This window comes from Salinivibrio sp. PR919 (assembly GCF_001995355.1).
GTDB lineage: Bacteria > Pseudomonadota > Gammaproteobacteria > Enterobacterales > Vibrionaceae > Salinivibrio > Salinivibrio proteolyticus.
Genome location: NZ_MUFL01000022.1, coordinates 26,382 through 46,089, shown reverse-complemented (window position 1 = coordinate 46,089; position 19,708 = coordinate 26,382). Strand labels below are relative to the sequence as shown.

Here is a 19,708-nt window from a genome sequence, read left to right as displayed (position 1 = left end):
GATCTATCCAGCCCTTGCTGAGGTGAGGTATGGCGAGTACGTCTTAGATAGTGATTGACGACTCGGCTGCCAAGCCGCTGTTGTAGCGCCCATGCCAGATGTGCGCTTTGGTTAAAGCCGCGTTGTAGCCGTCGCCGCCAGTGTAAGGGAACAGGCAGTAAGACTGGGGCAGGCGTGTCGATTTTCTCACTGAGCAGCTTGGCGAACGGAAGGGCGAGCTCGAAGTCTCCTTGATATTTAAAGCGGTGAACCAAATCAGGGAGTGGGTCGAGGTAGGCACTGATCGCGGTAAGCGTATGCCACGCAGGTGGATGGCTGAGGCACTGACCACAATGTGTTTGAGGGGTGAGCACCGGCAAGCCGCAACATTGACACCCGTAGGCCTGATGATGTTTATCCCAGCACGCATCGCAGCACAAGGTGTGATCGGCAGGGAGGGATAAGCGACACACGGGGCACTGATGGGGCAAAGATTTGCCCCTAATGCTTTGCCAAACGCCAGCAAGGCGAGGGGGATGAATTGCTGGTATCATAGCCATCCTGATGAAAAAGAGTACAAAGGCAGTGTAAAGCATGGCGTTATGTGATTGGCAATCTTACGGACAAGGCCCCGATCTGGTTCTCATTCATGGCTGGGGAATGAACAGTGCTGTTTGGTCGCTTATCTTGCCGTATCTCACTGCAAACTACCGTGTTCATTGTGTTGACTTGCCCGGATTTGGGTTGAGCCCCGCACAGCCGGGGCTTGATTTAGAACAACTGGCACAAGTGTTGCTTAAAGAATCACCAGCGCAAGCAACTTGGTTGGGCTGGTCACTGGGCGGATTGGTGGCCACGCAAGCGGCCCTGCTCGCGCCCCATCGTTTGACGGGGCTCGTGACGGTCGCAAGCTCACCCAAGTTTGTCGCGGAACCGGGATGGCGAGGTATTAAACCCGCGGTGCTGAATGCATTTGCCTCACAGCTTGAGCAGGATTTTTCTCTGACCGTGGAGCGGTTTATGGCGTTGCAGGCCATGGGGTCGCCCACTGCGAAGAAAGACATTAAAGCGCTCAAGCAGGCAGTGTTTTCACGACCTGCACCGGATCCTCAGGCTCTGGCTGATGGTTTGCAAATACTGGCGTCGGCGGATTTACGTCAAGCATGCCAGTCGATTCGCTTACCTTGGCTGCGGTTGTACGGTCGCCTCGATGGGTTGGTGCCTGTCGCCGTGGCGGGACAGATGGACGCTTGGTTACCGCATTCACCGAGTGAGGTGTTTGCACACAGTGCCCATGCCCCTTTTGTCACTGAGCCTGACGGTGTGGTAGACAGGCTCACCGCCTTTCTGGCAACGAATTGCCGCCCTGACTGCGCGCGCTGAACGATTTTTGGCAGAATTGACTAAATCTTGTCATGGTTCTGCCGATAAGTTAACTATGTCACTTGCTCTGACATTAGGAGAGACCATAATGAACGTAGGTAACGTTGGGCAGTCTCAGGCCTATCACCCTCAGTCGATGAAGCCAAAATCACCGCCGCAAACGCAACCAAATGCGGACAAAGAGGTCAAAGATACAAAGCCCGCTGAGACAGCGGCCACCCCAGCGGTGAAAGACGTCAAGGATGCGAAAGCAGCTAAAAACGCTGAAGGCGTTGAGAAGTCTAAAGAGAAATCATCGGTCGAATCCTTTACTTATGGCGCGTTGGGCATGGACCATCCGGAAAAAGTGAAGGAAAACGATGATACCGCCTATAACGCAGGACAATTTTTGTCTGCGTTGGGAACAATAGGCACAATACTCGCGGTTGTCGTCTAAACTATAAGGAGACGAGGCCGGACTGACAATAAGGCCTTCAGCTGATGTTGGGAGGTAGCATCAGATGAATATATCGCCAGCAAGCGTCAGTATCCCAACTGTCGCGCCATCGGTGAACCMGCCAACTGAGCAAGTTGCGCGGGAAAATCGTGTGCGCGAAAAAATTGTTCCGACCAAACAGCCGCCCGCGTTGGATCATGAAAGACCCGCGACGGAGCAAGACAAGCAACTGCGTAATCCCTCTTGGGATCCGTCACAGCATCCCAATTATTCTTTCGACTATACCCCCGAGTCATTTAAAGACGCAGACTACAACGGCGCCAATGTTGCTAACCGCATTGATGCCATCACTCGTAGCGAGCCCGGAGACGAGGCGCGACCAGAAAACGGCTATCCGTTGGGGCTCAAAATGCCCGAAGAGGTGTTGGAGAAAATTGAGCAGCTGCAAAGATTTGAACGTACCCGTGCGGTAGTCGCGATGCGCTACCAGCAAGCGACCGTGGCGAATATGCCTTCAGAAGTGTTGATTGTGATTTAAGCTCGGTCCACCGAGCCTATTGACGTTAAAGCCCCGCCAAGACGAGCGGGGCTTTTTTGCGTCGTTAAGAGCGCTTGGCGCGGGCAAAGGCATCAGCCATGCTTCCGCCGATAGGTGCGGCGGGTTGACGAGGCGCCTTGCGTGATGGGCGATACTGTCCCGCTTTGTGGTTATCGCCTTGTCCTTGGGACGCACTGTCGCCTGAAGGGGTATCGTCCAAACGCATGGATAAGCCAATCCGTTTGCGTGGTACATCCACCTCCATCACTTTGACTTTAACCACATCTCCGGCTTTGACCACCTCGCGAGGGTCACTGACAAAGCGATTCGATAGGGCGGAGATGTGCACCAAACCGTCTTGGTGAACCCCGACATCGACAAAGGCGCCAAAGTGCGTCACGTTGGTCACCACGCCTTCCAGTTGCATTCCGGGCTTCAGATCGCTGACTTGATTGATGCCTTCCGCAAAGGTGGCGGTCTTAAACTCAGGACGCGGGTCGCGGCCGGGTTTTGCCAGCTCGTTAAGCACGTCGGTGACCGTGATTGCCCCAAAGTTGTCATCTGCAAACTCTTTCGCGTTCAGGCCTTGCAAGAAACGGTTGTTACCGACCAGCGCCTCGACGGCTTTGCCGGTTTTCTCCGCAATGCGTTTGACCAAAGAATAGGTTTCTGGGTGAACGCCAGAGCGATCCAGCGGGTTGGCACCATCCATTACCCGTAAAAAGCCCGCGCATTGTTCGAATGCTTTAGGGCCAAGACGCGGCACTTTCAGCAGGGTTTTACGATCGCCAAAGCGGCCATTTTCATCACGAAAAGCGACAATATTTTGCGCCATGGTTTGGCTTAAGCCAGCGACACGAGTCAGGAGTGGCGCCGATGCACTGTTCAGATCCACCCCGACCGCGTTCACACAGTCTTCGACCACAGCATCGAGTTTTTTGGCAAGCTGACTTTGAGAGACATCGTGTTGATATTGGCCTACGCCAATCGATTTCGGGTCAATTTTAACCAGTTCGGCCAGTGGGTCTTGCAAGCGGCGGGCGATAGAAACGGCACCACGCAGCGAGACATCAAGGTCTGGAAACTCATTGGCGGCTAATTCCGATGCCGAATACACCGAGGCACCTGCCTCACTGACCATGACGGTCTGAATGGCTAAACCAGCCTGACTTAGCATGGTTTTGGCAAACGCTTCGGTCTCGCGGGAAGCGGTGCCGTTGCCGATCGCGATGAGGTTGACCTGATGACGTTTAATTAAATTGAGCACCGTCTTGCTCGCGCCATCTACGTCGTGACGTGGGGCGGTAGGATAAATGGTGGCGGTATCGAGCAATTTCCCCGTACCGTCCACCACGGCCACCTTACAGCCGGTACGCAAACCCGGATCGATGCCGAGCGTACAGCGTGGGCCCGCGGGAGCGGCCATCAAAACGTCTTTTAGATTGGCAGCAAAGACATCAATGGCGTCGCTTTCGGCCCGCTCTTTCAAACTGGCCATAAGCTCAGTCTCAAGGTGCATGAGTATTTTGACTCGCCACGCGAACGCGATAACTTGCTTACGCCAACGATCGGCGGGCGCACTGCCCAAGGATAAACCGTAGTGCTCGGCAATCATGGTTTCGCAGATACTGCCTTTGCTGTCTGCTTCTTGGTCTGGGTCAGCGACTAAGGCCAGTTGCAAGACGCCTTCGTTACGGCCCCGGAGCATGGCTAAGGCACGGTGAGAAGGCACTTTAGAGATCGGCTCTTGATGATCGAAGTAGTCTTTAAATTTCGCCCCAGCCTCTTCTTGGCCTGTGACAACACTTGCGCGTAACACCGCGTGTTGGTTGAGATATTGACGAATTTTATCGAGCAAGGCGGCATCTTCAGCGAGGCGCTCCATCATGATGGCGCGGGCGCCGTCGAGTGCTGCCTTGGTGTCGGCGATGCCTTGCTCGGGATTGAGATAGGATTGGGCGAGTGTGTCAGGGTCTTGCGACGCGTCTTGCCATAAGGCCTCGGCCAGGGGTTCTAGGCCTGCTTCAATGGCAATCTGTCCTTTGGTACGACGCTTGGGTTTATAGGGCAGATAGAGATCTTCCAAGCGGTTCTTGCTGTCCGCCGCTAAAATGTCGCGACGCAAGCTATCGGTTAGTTTACCTTGCTCATCAATCGATTTTAGGATGGTGTCACGCCGAGCCTCCATTTCGCGCAAGTACACTAAGCGTGTTTCCAGCGTGCGCAGTTGGCTGTCATCCAGCCCTTGGGTGGCTTCTTTTCGATAGCGAGCAATAAAGGGGACGGTATTTCCGTCATCGAGCAGCGCAACGGCGGTTGCGACCTGGTTGGGTGAGACATTGAGCTCTTTAGCCAGGGTTTGAGTCAGTTGACTGTGCATGCATATCCTTTTGTAAACAAGCACGGCAGCACCGCAGCACTGCCATTGAATCTGTTTCTTTGACCCTTGTGGTCGTTAAGGTTCCCGTGAGTCGGTCTCTGTTGGGTAAGTGATTGCATTGACGAACCAATGCTTCTCACCTTCAGGGGTTCGGACCACCACCTCATCATCGACCGCTTTTTTGAGCAGGGCGCGCGCCATGGGCGCATCAATCGAGATGTAGTCTTTACGATCGTAAATCTCATCAGGGCCAACAATCCGAAAGCGTTTGATATCGCCCGCCTCGTTTTCAATTTCCACCCAAGCGCCAAAAAAGACCCGCCCTTCTTGTTGGGGCGAGTAGTCGACAATGGTGAGTTCATTCAGCCGCTTGCGCAGATAACGGACGCGGCGGTCAATTTGTCGCAGCAAGCGCTTGTTGTAGGTGTAGTCGGCATTCTCTGAGCGGTCGCCTAAACTTGCCGCCCAACTGACAATTTTGGTGATCTCTGGGCGTTTTTCATGCCATAGGTGGTCATGTTCCGCTTTGAGTGCGTTAAACCCTTCACGGGTGACCAGTTTGGTTTTCACGCAGCGTCTCCTTAACCCTCGCGAAGCCTCAATAAGTGATGCAATTTCAACGAGCAAATTACAAGAACCGAGCAAGCTTGTCGAGGCAACACTCGGTAACAATTTCTTCGTTGTTTCGTGGCGGAACCATCAGTGTCAATCCACGCAAATGTGGCAAAATCCGGTATGATTACAGCAGTGACTGCTTGATTTGTCGGCAGATAACCGCATTGAGTATGAGGGTTAACCATGCAAGAAAACTATAAAATCCTAGTGGTGGATGATGATATGCGTCTGCGTTCGCTACTGGAGCGTTACCTAACTGAGCAGGGCTTCCAAGTGCGCAGTGTGGCCAATGCCGAACAGATGGATCGCTTGCTCGCGCGGGAAGCCTTTCACCTGATGGTCTTGGATTTGATGCTGCCGGGTGAAGATGGCTTATCTATCTGCCGCCGTTTGCGTCAGGCGAACAACCAATTACCGATTTTAATGCTCACCGCAAAGGGTGATGAAATTGACCGTATTGTCGGATTAGAAGTGGGTGCGGACGATTACTTACCCAAACCATTTAACCCACGGGAGCTATTGGCGCGCCTCCGTGCTGTCTTGCGCCGCCAAACCATTGAAGCGCCGGGCGCACCGAGTGCAGACACCAAGGTGGTCGAATTTGGCGAGTTTCGCCTCAATCTCGGTACGCGGGAGATGTTCCGTAATGACGACCCGATGACGTTAACCTCGGGCGAATTTGCGGTCCTTAAAGCATTGGTGACCAATGCGCGCGAGCCGTTATCACGCGACAAGTTGATGAATATGGCGCGCGGACGTGAGTACTCCGCGATGGAGCGCTCCATTGACGTGCAAATCTCGCGATTGCGCCGCATGRTTGAAGAAGATCCGAGCAAGCCACGCTATATCCAAACGGTGTGGGGGCTGGGCTACGTGTTTGTCCCTGACGGCGAGGTCTAAGCGATGCGGATGTCGCCGCGCACCAACTTTGCCCGCACGCTGTTGATTTTGGCTGGCCTATTGATTGCCAGCCAAGTTTTTTCTTATCTCACCATCGTCAATTATGCCCTGCTCCCCAGCTTGCAGCAGTTTAATAAGATCTTGGCCTTTGAAGTGCGCTTGATGCTGGAAGAGGATTGGACGCTAAAAGACGGGGAAGTGCTGCACTTGGGTGAGCCTGTGCGTCGGCAACTGCTGGAACAAATTGGGGTGACCTTACATGCTCCTAACAGTGACGCCGCAGGCGCTTACCAAGACGCGATGCAGATAGATTATCTCAGTGCGCGGATGAGCGAAGAGCTGGGAACGCCGACCGAAGTGCGCCTTGTCAGTGGTGAAGACAGCTATGTGCTGTGGTTAAAGTTTGACGCCATTGATGACTTTTTGATGCGTATTCCGCTTTCCGAACTGCATCAAGATGACTTTGCGCCCCTTTTCCAATACAGCCTGATTATTGCGTTGCTGGTGATTGCAGGTGGTTGGCTGTTTATTAAGATGCAAAACCGCCCACTGGTGACCTTAGAGCGTGCTGCGTTAGATGTGGCTGAAGGCCGGTTTCCTGAGCCGGTGGCCCCAAAAGGCGCCTCTGAAATTCAAGCGGTAACAGTGGCGTTTAATAAAATGTCTGCAGGCATACGCAAACTCGAAGAAGATCGCGCCTTGCTGATGGCAGGGGTGAGCCATGATTTGCGCACGCCGCTGACGCGCATTCGCTTGGCGACCGAAATGATGTCGCCGGACGATGAATACCTTGCCGATAGCATCACTAAAGACACTGAAGAGTGCAACGAGATCATCAATCAGTTTATGGACTATCTGCGCGCGGTGCAGCAGCAAGACCCTGATCCGGTGGATTTAGCGAGCATTTGTCGTGATGTAGCGAATAGCCAACAGCTGGTGGGTATCGAGATGGATACCGAGTTGCTGCCTTTGTATGGCGAGTTGTATGCCAACTCAGTGGCGCTTAAGCGGGCCGTGACTAACTTGGTGGTTAACGCGGTCCGCTATGGCAACGGCTGGGTACGCATTCGTTGTGGCAGTACCGCCGATCATACCCATCAATGGGTCGAAGTTGAGGACAATGGACCGGGTATTGATGCGAGCCTAGAAGCGTCGCTTTTCCAGCCGTTCACGCGGGGTGACTCAGCCCGTGGTAGCGAGGGAACCGGACTGGGACTCGCTATTGTGAAACGGATTGTGGAACAACTGCGCGGCGATATTCGCCTGTCTTCCCGTACCGAAGGAGGGTTGAGGATCCAGATGACATTTCCGGTCAATCAGGGGCGTGCCAAAAGCTAGTGTGCGCGTTGCCACGTTTTCTTCATGGCCTATTCGCGAAGGCGGATAGGCCGACCATACTGTCGTATAGAACTAATACACACACTATGGCCTATGCGACTTTGTTTAGATAAAAACGATCCTACCCCGAAATTTCAGCAATTGATTGAGCAAATCCAGCGTCAGATCGCCAGTGGTGCGCTGCGCTCAGGCGAGCGCTTGCCGTCGGTACGTGTGCTGGCGCGAGAGTTAAAGATGAATCCGATGACGGTCTCGCGCAGTTATCAGCAACTTGCCGAGCAAGGATGGTTAGAGCGAGTGCGAGGCGTTGGGATGAAAGTCAGCCAGCAAGCGCGTCCTGCTGAGCCTCATCAACGGTTGCAATATGTACAAGCGCCATTGGCACATTTTATTCAGGTGGCCAATCAAGCCGGATATAGCAAATCCGAGGCCATGGCGTTAGTCATGGCCCACTGGGAGAGCGATATCGGCGATCATGCGTTGGAATAATGGGTTTTATGGCCAAGCCAACGTGCGATGATTGCGGCGGCGTGTTGCGGATAGTGTTGATGCAGGTGGTGCGCTAACTTTTGTACCTCAGGGATCAGCGCTTGGTCACGCACCAGATCGGCAATTTTAAACTCGGCCAAGCCGGTTTGCCGGGTACCGAGAAGCTCGCCGGGCCCGCGAATATCGAGATCGCGCTGTGCGATCACAAAGCCATCATTGCTCTCGCGCAGGACGCCCAAGCGTTGACTGGCGGTTTTAGACAAAGGGGCATGATACAAGAGCACACAGTGGCTGGCGACGGAGCCTCGACCGACACGCCCCCGTAGTTGGTGGAGCTGTGCCAACCCGAGTCGCTCGGGGTTTTCAATGATCATCAAACTGGCATTGGGGACATCGACGCCCACTTCAATCACGGTAGTCGCGACCAACAAATGCAGCTCCCCTTGCTTAAAGGCTTGCATGACTGCTTGTTTTTCCGCCGCTTTCATGCGTCCGTGGACAAGGCCGACGGCAAGATGAGGGAGCGCCGCTTTGAGTGCGGTGGCGGTATCCTCGGCAGCTTGCGCTTCGAGAGCGTCGGATTCCTCAATCAAGGTACATACCCAATACGCTTGGCGGCCTTCACTGCAGGCGGCACTGACACGCGCAATAATGTCATCGCGGCGCGTATCTGGCACGGCAACGGTTTGGATCGGAGTACGCCCCGGGGGGAGCTCATCGATAATCGAGGTATCGAGATCGGCATACGCAGTCATCGCGAGAGTACGCGGGATCGGAGTGGCTGTCATGATCAATTGATGCGGATGCGCTCCTTGTTGCTCACCTTTCTCCCACAGGGCGAGACGTTGGTGAACACCAAAGCGGTGTTGCTCATCAATGATCACCAAGGCTAACTGGTCAAAGTCGACATGGGCTTGAAACAGCGCATGTGTGCCGACCACCATTTTCGCCTCACCGCTGGCAATCCGTGCAAGTTCAGCGTCGCGCGCTTTGCCTTTAAGCTTACCGGCGAGCCAACCGACTTGAATTCCCAACGGCTCCAGCCATTGGGCAAAATTCACCGCATGCTGTTCGGCCAATAGCTCCGTGGGGGCCATTAATGCGACTTGGTAACCGTGTTCGATAGCTTGCAGCGCCGCCAATACCGCAACCAGCGTCTTACCCGCGCCCACATCGCCTTGTACCAAGCGCATCATGGGGACGGGCTTAGCCAGATCGCGACTGATTTCATCGACTACGCGCGATTGTGCCCCTGTGGGGGAGAATGGCAGGTTGGCCAGCAATTGTTGGCTCAGCGCCCCATTCGGTGGCAACGGTGTGGCACTGACCGCTTGCGCTTGATGACGAACGGACAGCATCGACAGATGTTGGGCGAGTAATTCTTCAATAATTAACCGACGTTGGGCAGGATGTTGCCCGGCTTGCAGGGCCTCTAGTGACACCTCTGGTGGCGGACGATGCAAAAGGTGTAAGGCATCGCGTAATGAAAGCTGTCTATCATATAAGCCCTCAGGGAGTAACTCTTGTACACCACTTTTGTCCAGCAATGCCAACGCTTGGTCGGTTAGACTGCGCAAGGTAGCTTGGCGCAGCCCTTCGGTGGTGGGATAGACAGGTGTCAGGGTTTCTTCTAGCGCAAGCTCGGTAGGCTCAGAAAAGACTTTATAGTCAGGGTGAATGATTTCTAGGCCATGCTTACCGCGTTTTAGCTCGCCATAGGCCTTCACATGTTTGCCGATGGCGAGGCTGTTTTTCATCGCGGCGTTGAAGTTAAAAAAGCGTAGCGTCAGCGCACCATTGCCGTCATGGATCCGCACGGTCAGCATGCGGCGGCGCCCAAACACAGTGTCATTGTGCGTCACTTCACCCTCAACGGTCGCGGTTTGTCCGGGGAGCAAACTGGCGATCGGCCAGACGCGTGTGCGATCTTCATAACGGTACGGCAAGTGAAACAAGACATCTTGAACCGTATACAACCCCAGCTTGGTCAGCTTTTTCGCCATTTTGGCGCCGACACCGGCCAGTGTTTCGACTGAGACAGCATTGAGCATGGATGATCGCATCAAAATAGTCCGTTATTTACTACGTTTGTGTTTRGCTGCCTGCATCGCAGACCACCATGCCTCATCAGCAACGATTTGCCCGTGTTCATCCAGCGGTGGATAGGGCAGCCCTTTTTGTTTGGCCACGCGTGCTAAAACAGGATGGCCCCGTTCAAACAGGATCTTGTGGACTTCTTCGTCCGGAATATGGGTGTGAGCCCGCTGGTACATACCCGCTAATTGGCGCTGTCGCTGGGCCTCATACAGAATAAGAGCACTCGCCACTGACACGTTTAATGACTGTACCATACCCACCATTGGGATGAGGATATCTTGATCCGCCTTATCGAGCGCTTCGCGACTGATGCCTTCTTTTTCTTGGCCTAATACGATAGCGGTGGGGCGGGTGTAATCGACGTCGCGAAAATCGATGGCGGTGTCGGATAAGTTGGTGACTAAGATCTGCATGCCTTGAGCGTGAAGCGCATCAAAGGCTTCGGCAGTCGAATCATGGGTTTGTACATCTACCCAGTTGCGAGAGCCTGCCGAAGTGCCACCTAAAGCGCGCATTTTACTGCCTTTTGGCCAGACGGCATGAAGGCGATGCACGCCGACGGCATCTGCGGTGCGAATAATGGCAGAGATATTATTTGGCTTATGGACTTGTTCCATACACACGGTGAGATCAGGCTGGCGCTGAGCAAGCACTTGATGAATACGTTCAAACCGTTCTGGTGTCATGGTGAGGTTCCGTTAGTTACACGATAGGAGAGAAACAAACTCGCCCACCAAAAGGCGGGCGAGTGATAGCCTGAGCGCGAAACGGCAACATGGCTAGTTCTTTTGACGGCTGACCTTGACCACGTTTGGCATCACACGAATGCGACGCATAATATTGGCAAGGTGAACCCTGTCTGTGGTGGTGAGGCGAACAAAGATGGTGTACAAGCGACCATCTTTTTCTTCGGTCGTCAGTCCCTGAATATTCGATCCCGTCGCGGCGATGGTGTTGGTTAAATCCGCCAGCGCCCCTTGATGGTTCTGCATATCCACGCGTAGACGAGTACTGAACTCCTGATCGAAATCGTCTGCCCACTCAACAGGCATATATTTGTCCGGCTCTTGACGGTAGCCGCGAATGTTTGAACAGGTTTCACGGTGGATCACCAAGCCTTTACCAGGGCTGACGTGCGCGATAATCGGATCGCCCGGAATAGGGCGGCAACAGTTGGCATAAGTGACCAAGATACCATCTGCGCCACGGATAGGCATTTTCCCGTCCGAAGGTTCCGCGTCCGTGTTTTCATCGTCCAGCAGGCGGCGAGCGATCACGACACTCATTAACTCACCCAAGCCGATCGCGGCGAGCAAATCATCGCTGCTTTCTAGCTTCAGGTCGGTCAAAATCGCATTGAGGCGGTCAGGATCGACATCGGGTAGGTTCTTCTCACCCAGCGCATGGTTGAGCAAACGACGTCCCAATGTGACTGATTCTTCACGGCGCATGGTTTTGAGCACTTGGCGGATCTTGGTCCGTGCCCGAGCGGTCACCACATAATTGAGCCATGCGGCATTCGGGCGAGCGCCCGGTGCGGTAATGATCTCAATGGTTTGGCCGTTTTTCAGTGGTTGGCTTAGCGGATACGGTTGACGATTGACTCGCGCGCCGACACAGGTGTTACCCACATCGGTATGGACCGCATAGGCAAAGTCAACGGCCGTGGCGCCCACGGGGAGCTCGACGATACGCCCTTTCGGGGTAAAGACATACAGCTCATCGGGGAAAAGATCGGATTTAACGCTTTCGATAAACTCGAAGGAGTTCCCCGCGCTTTGCTGCAGCTCAATCAAGTTTTGCATCCAGCGCTGAGCACGTTTTTGTGCCGTGGTACCGGATGGACGTTCGGCGCCGCTCTTATACGCCCAGTGCGCAGCGACCCCTTTGTCCGCCATCTGGTCCATGTCTTCAGTGCGAATTTGCACTTCAACTGGCACACCATGCGGACCAATCATTGACGTATGCAGTGATTGATAACCGTTCGCCTTCGGCACGGCAATGTAATCTTTCAAGCGGCCGGGACGTGGTTTGTACAAATTATGCATTTGCCCTAACACGCGGTAACAGGTGTCGAGGTCCTCGACGATCACGCGAAAGGCATACAAATCCATAATGGTATGAAAGCGCTGTTCTTTATTCTTCATCTTGTTATAGATGGAATAAAGGTTCTTCTCTCGGCCAAGCACGCGCGCGTTGATCCCGGCATCTTCCAAGCGGCCTTCAATTTCCGCATGGATTTTTTGGATCATTTCTTTGCGGTTGCCCCGCGCTTGCGCAATCACTTTTTTGAGGACGCGATAGCGGTTGGGGTAGAGCGCTTCAAAGCCGAGCTCTTCGAGCTCCACTTTAATATTGTGAATACCGAGACGGTGAGCGAGTGGGGCAAAAATTTCCAGTGTTTCGCGGGCAATACGACGACGTTTATCGGGGCGCAGGGCACCCAAGGTACGCATATTATGGGTGCGGTCACTGAGCTTAATCAGAATGACGCGAATGTCRTGGGCCATTGCCATGACCATTTTGCGGAAGTTTTCCGCCTGCGCTTCTTTGCGATCGCGAAACTTGAGCTTGTCGAGCTTGGAAACGCCATCCACCAGATCCGCAACCACATCACCAAAGCGTTGTTGCAGATCCTCTTTGGTCACGTCTGTGTCTTCAATCACATCGTGCAGCAACGCCGCCATTAAGGTTTCGCAGTCCAAGCGCATTTCTGCGAGGATCCGCGCAACGGCGATGGGGTGGATGATGTAGGGCTCACCGGTGGAGCGGGTTTGCCCGTCATGGGCATCGCGCGCAACCAGATACGCTTGCCGGAGCGCTTCAAGCTGCGATTCCGGCAAGTATTGGTTCGCGACTTCTTTCAGGCTATCAAAGAGGTACAAACGGCCTGTTCCCTGATGATGACGCGATTAACGGTGACCAGAAATGGTGCTAACAGCGGCCATTTCGGCAGCTTCTTGCTCCTGCTTTTCTTGACGCTCACGCGCGTCTAGCACTTCTTTGTTGATCAGTCCTTCTTCGATCTCACGCAGTGAGATCACGGTGTACTTGTCATTTTCTTCTGGTACTAGAGGATCTTTACCACCCGTTTGCATTTGGCGGGCGCGGCGGGCCGCAACCAGAACGAGATCGAAACGGTTACCAATTTTTTCAACGGCGTCTTGAACAGTTACGCGTGCCATGAAGGACTCCAGCTGTAGTGATAAACAGGTCTTAAAAATGACCGAAAATTATACAAAAGGCGGCCGTCCATTGCTAGCACTGGGTGCGCTGCAATCGAACAAACGCCAATATTCATGATTAGTCGGCCAGCAAGTCGTCAATCATTGCATGATATTTGCYGGCTTGTTTAGGCTGACGCATCCGCTCTGCACGGAGGATCGCTTTAAGATCCATTAATGCGACATCAAAGTCATCATTAATGATCAAATAGTCATATTCAGCATAGTGAGAGATCTCTGAACGTGCTTCTTGCATGCGTTTGGCGATCACCTCTTCGCTATCTTGGCCGCGAGCGGTGAGACGGCGCTCTAACTCTTCGCGGCTAGGCGGCAAAATAAAGATGCTTTTACTGTTCGGCATCTGTTGACGAATTTGCTGCGCCCCTTGCCAATCAATGTCCAAAAAGATGTCGATGCCTTTATTAAGCATCTCTTCAAYCCATACGCGCGATGTCCCGTAATAGTTGCCAAAGACTTCCGCGTGTTCCAAAAAGGCGCCTTGATCAATTAAGGCCTTGAATTCTTCTACTGCGACAAAATGGTAATGCACGCCGTTTTCTTCACCGGGGCGCATAGCGCGTGTGGTGTGTGAAACCGACACTTTCATGTCATAGCGTGGATTGTCATTCAGCAGTGCTGAAATCAGGCTTGATTTGCCTGCACCACTCGGGGCAGAAACAATATAAAGCGTACCTTGACTCATGGATTGATCACTTTAACCGGCTGATGCCAATACCAAAGCATAGCGCAATCGTATTGACGGAGATCGACGAATAGATAGTAGTCTCCCGATGGGAGGCGCGCAGGTTAGCACGAACCGGCGGGGATTTGAACGCTAGAGCGTGAACTTACTGACTTGATACATGCGTGCGCGATTGCCGGTGTGACACAAACTGTGCGCTAAGTCGATAAAGCATGGCTCTGTCTAGAACATGCTTGCATATACGCAATTATTAATGATAATTGTTAGCGTTTGTATTGGGTGGTCGGTTTAGGTGTAGGGAGCACATTCAATGATAGGGAGTCAGCAGGCGTTACATCAGGGTGTTACCTCGCTGTATGTGTCACATCAGCGCTGGCTTTCGGGCTTTATTCAGCGACGCATGGGATGCCCGTCAACGTCGGCCGACTTAGTTCAAGATACCTATTTGCGTTTGCTTAATTCCGGCCGTTTGYCTGATACAGACAGTGCGCGTGCTTACCTTACCCATATCGCCAAAGGCTTGATCGTCGATTGGTATCGCCGTCGTCGCGTTGAGCAAGCTTACTTAGACTATCTGCAAGCGCAGCCGGAACGCATGGCCAGCTCGCCCGAGCAACACCAACAAACCATGGAAGCCTTGGTGGCGGTTGATGCTTTATTAGGGCATTTGCCGGTCAAGGTGCGGCAGGCTTTGCTGATGCGCCAGCTCGAGGGAATGAGCTATAAAGACATCGCAAAGGCGCTTTCTGTCTCAGTTTCCTCGGTAGAGAAATATGTTGCCAAGGCACTGACTGCCTGTGTACTCGCCGCGCAAGAGTGATTCATGATGTCATCTTTATCGCCTCATGTGGTTGAGCAAGCGGCACAATGGATGGCCCGTATGTGGGCGGACGACGTGTCTGAGCAGGATAAACAAGCACTATCACAGTGGCGACGTGCTCACCCTCATCATGAAAAGGCATGGCAAGCGCTGGAAGGTGTGCAATCCCAGCTTCAGGATGTCTCGGGACATCATTCGGTCTTATTACGACAAAGTGGCCTGTCGCGCCGGCGGTTTTTGATGCTCGGTGGTATTGGTATTGGCGCAGGGTGCTTATTAGCATGGCGCTCTAATGCGCAGCGTTACGAACAGGGCGTTGCCTTGGCAAGCCGAGTCGGGGAACTCAAGCAGTTCACCTTGCCGGATCAGAGTCGTGTCGCGTTAAACACAGACTCGCGGGTGTGGGTCGATTATCAAGGCGGGAAAAAACAGATTTTCCTTGAGCGCGGTGAAGTGATGCTCGAAGCGGCATCGCCTTTATCGGTTCTCACCGCCCATGGTCAGGTGTGGGTTGAGGAGCAAGGCCAGCTTGCTGTGCGCCAGTTTGCGCGCTTCAGTGCCATACAATTGTTATCGACCAATGCGCGTATTCAGCCATTCCAAGGGCAACTGCGTTACATTCCCGCCGGGCATTCGGTGCAATGCACGGACAATAAGGTGCAGCATCTTGCGCCTTTAGAAACTCACGCGGTGAGCTGGTTGGAGCAAAAACTCGTGGCTGAACGCATGCCGCTTTCGACGCTAGTTGAAGAGCTCTCACGGTATTTCTCAGGCTGGTTGCGCTTAGATGCGCAATTGGATGATCTAACCGTGACGGGAGTATTTTCCACCCGCAATATCCAGCAAACCCTGGCGCATCTAGAAACCATTCTGCCTATTGCCCTGCGCTTTCGTACTGCGCTCTGGGTACAAATTATTCCAGCCCAATAAAAAATGACACTCACCTTTACGGATCCCACGCCTTCGTTCGGTGTATCGGTTAGTTAACTCACTTAAGTGGAGCCGTATTGTGAAACTGCAATCATCGATATTATGTCTATCGTTAACCTTGGGTGTGCCTTTTTATTCCCCCGTTTATGCCCAAACAGACACGGTAAATACCTACCAGATCCCCGCCGGAGAGCTTGATGCGGTATTAAAAGCCTTTGCGCTGGCATCGGGTATCGAATTTCATCTGGATGCGCGTTTGTCCGAAGGTTTTTACAGTGCGGGGCTCGACGGACAGTTTACCCCAGAGCAAGGCCTCAACATCCTACTGACCAGTACGGGTTTGACGGCACATCGACAAGCCGATGGCAGCTATCAAATTACCGACAGCACAGAGTCGCTGACGCTCGATACCCTAGATGTGTCGTTTTCGGAAGGGGAGATTAGTCGCGATGAAGCGGGTAAATATGCTGTTTACGATGACAACCGGTCAACGGTGTACGCGGGCAAAAAAGAGGTTGAGCGATATAAAGGTAAAGATGCGGCTGATCTCTTTAAAGGTATGCCCAATGTGTACAGTGGTGATGCGCGCAACGGAGGAGGCATTGACCCAAATATTCGAGGTGTTCAAGGGCCGGGTCGTGTGCCTGTCCTCATTGATGGCACAGAGCAAGGGCTGACTGTCTGGCGTGGCTACCGTGGTGTCTCGAATCGCAGCTATATTGATCCCAACTTAATTGGTGGTGTGCAGGTCATCAAAGGCCCCAATACTGTGGCGAACGTCAAAACATCCACAGGCGGCGCGGTGGTCGTCAACACCCTCTCTGCACAAGATATTTTGCTGCCGGGAAAAGACTTTGGCGGTGAGTTCTTGATTGAAGGAAGCAACAATGCGGTTGCGCCCACGTTAGGGACCTTATACACAGGGCAAGATTATCGCGACGTCGACGGGTTTCCGTCCACGCCCCAATACCCTTACGCCGATCCTTCGCTGTGGCAGCCGATGAGCCACAACAAAAACAACAATCCTTTCTCGGGGGATGACTACGCTTACCGTCTTGCGCTGGCAAAACGAGACGAAAGCATGGAATGGTTGGCTGCTTATGCTTATCGCTATAAAGGCAATTATTATGGGGGAAAACATGATAGTGGTTTTTATAAAAGCGGCGATTCGAAAGAAGCCTATATGACCAAGGTCGACCCAGAGACCTTGGCGCTGCGCCATCTGCCGGGCGCGGAAATTCCCAACACGTCCAGCGAAACCGAATCTGTGTTGCTGAAAAGTACATTCCTTTTCGAGGGCGCGCAGCAATTGAGCCTTGGCGCGCGCTACACCGATGCCGAGTATGGTGAAATCATGGCAAGTCGCTCTGGTGACTTAATTGATGGCAATAAAATGGCGCAATGGCCACTTAGCCGCGTGCGTGCCCAAGCTTACAACCTTGATTATCACTGGTCGCCAAAGGACCCTTGGATTGATTTAACGGCCAAGTTGTGGACCACCTACACCGTCAGCGATACCAATACCCGAGGTGGGTTTCCTAACTATGCCAATAACCATGACCTGTTACCGGGCTACAGCACCCTGTTGCGTAATACTGCTGCGTCTAATGCAAAAGATAGCCGTATTGGCGTGAATATCAGCAATACCATGGCGTTCAGTGACACCTTATCTATGACTGCCGCAGGACGATACCAATACCGAGAACAACGTTCTGATGATACTTATGATGCGAACAAAGCCGATGGTTGGGTGCACTTTCCACAAGAAGGGACCTATCAAGAATTTGATGCCAGCTTACAAGCCACTTGGCAGCCACATACCCAATGGACGCTCAACGCTGGTGTGAAGTTTCAAGGCTTTGATGTCAAAGATGACTTCCTTGCAGCGCGCCAAGCCGAAGGGGACGATACCCTGTTCACGCAGCAGGCTGTCTCGCCGGGGCTTGAAGCCAGCTATAAAGTGCGTGTGTTCCTGAGTGAGGCTGAAATTCAGGCGATACTGGACAGTTATCGTAGAATGCTGGAGGATTTTGGGTTCCCTGAGAGCCAGATATTGGCTGATCTTGCTGAAGAAGAAGCCAAGCTGCGCGAAGAAGGTGAAATTGAAGAGCGCACACAAGCTTGGTTACATGATGGAAACGGTAAATATAGCCGTGCGCAAAATCCCTGTGACCCCGCTAATGGACTATTACCAGACAACTACATTGAAGGGACGTGTCGTGCGACCAATCAATTGAATACCAAAGTGAACATGCGTCCCAAAACACACGATCACGGGCAGGGTTGGTCACCGTTTGCCTCCGTGGCATTTTCTCCTACGCCGCAAGACCGTATTTACTACCGCTACAGCCAAATGTTGCGCTTTCCAAGCCTCTTTGAAAGCACGCTTAGCTTTTCCGCGTTAAATAATGCGTATACCAGCCTCAAACCCGAAGCAACGGTGAATCACGAGTTAGGCTACATTCATCATTTTACTCACGGTGATCTGAAACTGGCTTACTTTCACCACCTCACTGAAAACGTGATCGAGCGAGATGACATGCTGCGCTTTAGCAATATTGATTCGCAGACGCTGGCAGGATTGGAGCTGCAAGCGAACTACGATGACGGTGATTGGTTTGCCGATTTAAATGGCGCTTACATGCTCACCAATCAAGTCTGTGATGAGAGCTCCGTCGTCACACGTTATCGCCCCGACGAGCCAGAATATTATCGCAATTGTCTGTTTGGCGGTTTTCCTGGCGGATATTTAGAATCGCAAGTCCCCCCAGCGTGGTCGACGTCGCTGCAACTGGGCCATCGCTTTTTCAATCGTCAGTTAGAAGCTGGGGTCAAAGGCGCGTACCTTGCCAAAGCCAAGTCAGATGAGGTGGTCCAGCGCGACGATACCTTAACGTTTGATGCATTTGCCAATTATCAGTTATCACGCCACATCGCGCTTGAAGTCGTAGGGACCAATTTAACCGATGTCTACCACATTGACCCACTGGTGCGTTCCAGTGTACCGGCGCCAGGGCGCACCATTAAATTGATGCTAAAAGCAAAATTTTAACGACGCGGTTACGGGTTTGCCTGAACTGAACGGTAAAGAGGATGAAGCAAATTATTTGCTGAACGTTGAAATCATTTACCTAGGAGTCACATTATGCCGTACAAAACCGTCGTGATAGCACTGAGTGCCATTTTAACTACCACATCTGCTTTGGCTGATATTGTTGGCACACAAAGCGATGACGCCAACATTGAAGTCGGCACATCCAATGTGCCTTTTGGCCCCCATACAATGGGTAAGGCGGGGATTGGTAATGACAACCGTATTTCCTCAACATTTAAGGTGGACTTTGAAGGGTTGACCCGTGCCAGCAGTACCCAAAAGCAAGGCGACATTTACACCAATGGCACATCACATTCCGGGGATGCGGGAGTGTTTAACTTTGCGAAGGCCGGTGCGGGCGACGTATGGTTTGGTGAATGGTCGCAAGACTTTGCCGGTAATGGTCAAGATCGCAGTGTGTATTATGCGGGCGATAACACCCAAACGAGTCTGCCCACATCGGGCACGGCATCTTATGCAGTGACTGGCTTGAACCGCTTTACTGGCAATAATGCATTRACTGGTGAGTTTAACGCAGACTTTTCCGCTAAAACCGTTCGCGGCACCATCAGTAATGCTGCGATGAAACTAAGCATTGATGCAGGTATTGATGCGAAAACTGCGGCGTTTGAGGGTAAAGCGGTTGCTTTACATGGAGGTCAAGGGGTTAAAGGTGCTACACAAGGCCATTTCTTTGGTGCAGACGCCGCAGCCCTTGCTGGGATTGCAACCTTTGCCGACCGCGATCTAAATACCGCCTTTGGTGGCACCAAAAAATAGCG

Annotated in this window: 18 protein-coding genes; 10 read left to right on the top strand and 8 right to left on the bottom strand. The window is 52.8% G+C overall.

Annotated elements, in window-relative coordinates; translation table 11 throughout:
* Window positions 1-533 (bottom strand): ComF family protein (locus BZG83_RS16660; protein WP_131825059.1); only part of this gene is annotated, 533 nt, incomplete at its 3' end.
* Between the two features lie 40 nt (window positions 534-573).
* Between BZG83_RS16660 and bioH the strand changes: the two genes are divergently transcribed.
* The 3 genes from bioH (at window position 574) to BZG83_RS06280 (ending at window position 2,336) form a co-directional block, all read left to right on the top strand.
* Window positions 574-1,362: a pimeloyl-ACP methyl ester esterase BioH gene (gene bioH / locus BZG83_RS06290; protein ID WP_077455026.1), complete on the top strand. Its 789-nt coding sequence runs from the start codon at window positions 574-576 to the stop codon at window positions 1,360-1,362.
* 136 nt (window positions 1,363-1,498) lie between these two features.
* A complete protein-coding gene (locus tag BZG83_RS06285; RefSeq protein WP_443216369.1) occupies window positions 1,499-1,798 on the top strand; it encodes a hypothetical protein in 300 nt (99 codons plus the stop codon).
* A 64-nt stretch (window positions 1,799-1,862) separates the two neighbouring features.
* Complete coding sequence (locus BZG83_RS06280; RefSeq protein WP_077479799.1) at window positions 1,863-2,336, top strand: ATP-dependent Lon protease; 474 nt, start codon at window positions 1,863-1,865, stop codon at window positions 2,334-2,336.
* Window positions 2,337-2,400: 64 nt separating this feature from the next.
* Here BZG83_RS06280 and BZG83_RS06275 read toward each other — a convergent pair whose 3' ends face one another.
* Together BZG83_RS06275 and greB are read right to left on the bottom strand one after the other, a co-directional pair.
* Window positions 2,401-4,716, bottom strand: a complete 2,316-nt coding sequence (locus BZG83_RS06275) for a Tex family protein (protein ID WP_077479798.1) — start codon at window positions 4,714-4,716, stop codon at window positions 2,401-2,403.
* Between the two features lie 75 nt (window positions 4,717-4,791).
* On the bottom strand, window positions 4,792-5,286 hold the full coding sequence (greB, locus tag BZG83_RS06270; protein WP_077479797.1) for a transcription elongation factor GreB: 495 nt from the start codon (window positions 5,284-5,286) through the stop codon (window positions 4,792-4,794).
* A gap of 228 nt (window positions 5,287-5,514) precedes the next feature.
* On the opposite strand from greB, the gene ompR reads away from it, so the two are divergent.
* The 3 genes from ompR to BZG83_RS06255 all read left to right on the top strand — a co-directional run bounded on the left by ompR (window position 5,515) and on the right by BZG83_RS06255 (window position 8,058).
* Window positions 5,515-6,231: an osmolarity response regulator transcription factor OmpR gene (ompR, locus tag BZG83_RS06265; protein ID WP_077479796.1), complete on the top strand. Its 717-nt coding sequence runs from the start codon at window positions 5,515-5,517 to the stop codon at window positions 6,229-6,231.
* A 3-nt stretch (window positions 6,232-6,234) separates the two neighbouring features.
* A complete protein-coding gene (gene envZ, locus BZG83_RS06260; RefSeq protein WP_077479795.1) occupies window positions 6,235-7,569 on the top strand; it encodes a two-component system sensor histidine kinase EnvZ in 1,335 nt (444 codons plus the stop codon).
* Between the two features lie 93 nt (window positions 7,570-7,662).
* The gene (locus BZG83_RS06255; protein WP_077479794.1) at window positions 7,663-8,058 is read left to right on the top strand and encodes a GntR family transcriptional regulator; all 396 of its coding nucleotides are present in this window, start codon (window positions 7,663-7,665) and stop codon (window positions 8,056-8,058) included.
* Here the strand turns inward: BZG83_RS06255 and recG are convergent.
* The 5 genes from recG to gmk all read right to left on the bottom strand — a co-directional run bounded on the left by recG (window position 8,043) and on the right by gmk (window position 14,082).
* Window positions 8,043-10,121 (bottom strand): ATP-dependent DNA helicase RecG, encoded by a 2,079-nt coding sequence (gene recG / locus BZG83_RS06250; RefSeq protein WP_077479793.1) that lies wholly within the window; start codon window positions 10,119-10,121, stop codon window positions 8,043-8,045. The two genes, BZG83_RS06255 and recG, sit on opposite strands and share 16 nt — an antisense overlap.
* Before the next feature lie 12 nt (window positions 10,122-10,133).
* The gene (trmH, locus tag BZG83_RS06245) at window positions 10,134-10,841 is read right to left on the bottom strand and encodes a tRNA (guanosine(18)-2'-O)-methyltransferase TrmH (RefSeq protein WP_077479792.1); all 708 of its coding nucleotides are present in this window, start codon (window positions 10,839-10,841) and stop codon (window positions 10,134-10,136) included.
* Window positions 10,842-10,934: 93 nt separating this feature from the next.
* Window positions 10,935-13,040 (bottom strand): bifunctional GTP diphosphokinase/guanosine-3',5'-bis pyrophosphate 3'-pyrophosphohydrolase, encoded by a 2,106-nt coding sequence (gene spoT, locus BZG83_RS06240; protein ID WP_077479791.1) that lies wholly within the window; start codon window positions 13,038-13,040, stop codon window positions 10,935-10,937.
* Between the two features lie 27 nt (window positions 13,041-13,067).
* Complete coding sequence (rpoZ, locus tag BZG83_RS06235; RefSeq protein WP_069588983.1) at window positions 13,068-13,340, bottom strand: DNA-directed RNA polymerase subunit omega; 273 nt, start codon at window positions 13,338-13,340, stop codon at window positions 13,068-13,070.
* A 118-nt stretch (window positions 13,341-13,458) separates the two neighbouring features.
* Window positions 13,459-14,082, bottom strand: a complete 624-nt coding sequence (gene gmk / locus BZG83_RS06230; RefSeq protein ID WP_077479790.1) for a guanylate kinase — start codon at window positions 14,080-14,082, stop codon at window positions 13,459-13,461.
* A 310-nt stretch (window positions 14,083-14,392) separates the two neighbouring features.
* Here gmk and BZG83_RS06225 point away from each other — a divergent pair, with 310 nt between their 5' ends.
* From BZG83_RS06225 to BZG83_RS06210, 4 genes are all read left to right on the top strand, one after another.
* Window positions 14,393-14,902, top strand: coding sequence for a sigma-70 family RNA polymerase sigma factor (locus BZG83_RS06225; RefSeq protein ID WP_077479789.1), 510 nt, complete (start codon window positions 14,393-14,395; stop codon window positions 14,900-14,902).
* 3 nt (window positions 14,903-14,905) lie between these two features.
* Window positions 14,906-15,832, top strand: coding sequence for a DUF4880 domain-containing protein (locus tag BZG83_RS06220; RefSeq protein WP_077479788.1), 927 nt, complete (start codon window positions 14,906-14,908; stop codon window positions 15,830-15,832).
* Between the two features lie 79 nt (window positions 15,833-15,911).
* Window positions 15,912-18,884 (top strand): TonB-dependent receptor, encoded by a 2,973-nt coding sequence (locus BZG83_RS06215; protein WP_131825058.1) that lies wholly within the window; start codon window positions 15,912-15,914, stop codon window positions 18,882-18,884.
* A gap of 93 nt (window positions 18,885-18,977) precedes the next feature.
* Window positions 18,978-19,706, top strand: a complete 729-nt coding sequence (locus BZG83_RS06210) for a Slam-dependent surface lipoprotein (protein WP_077479786.1) — start codon at window positions 18,978-18,980, stop codon at window positions 19,704-19,706.
* Window positions 19,707-19,708: the final 2 nt, after the last annotated feature.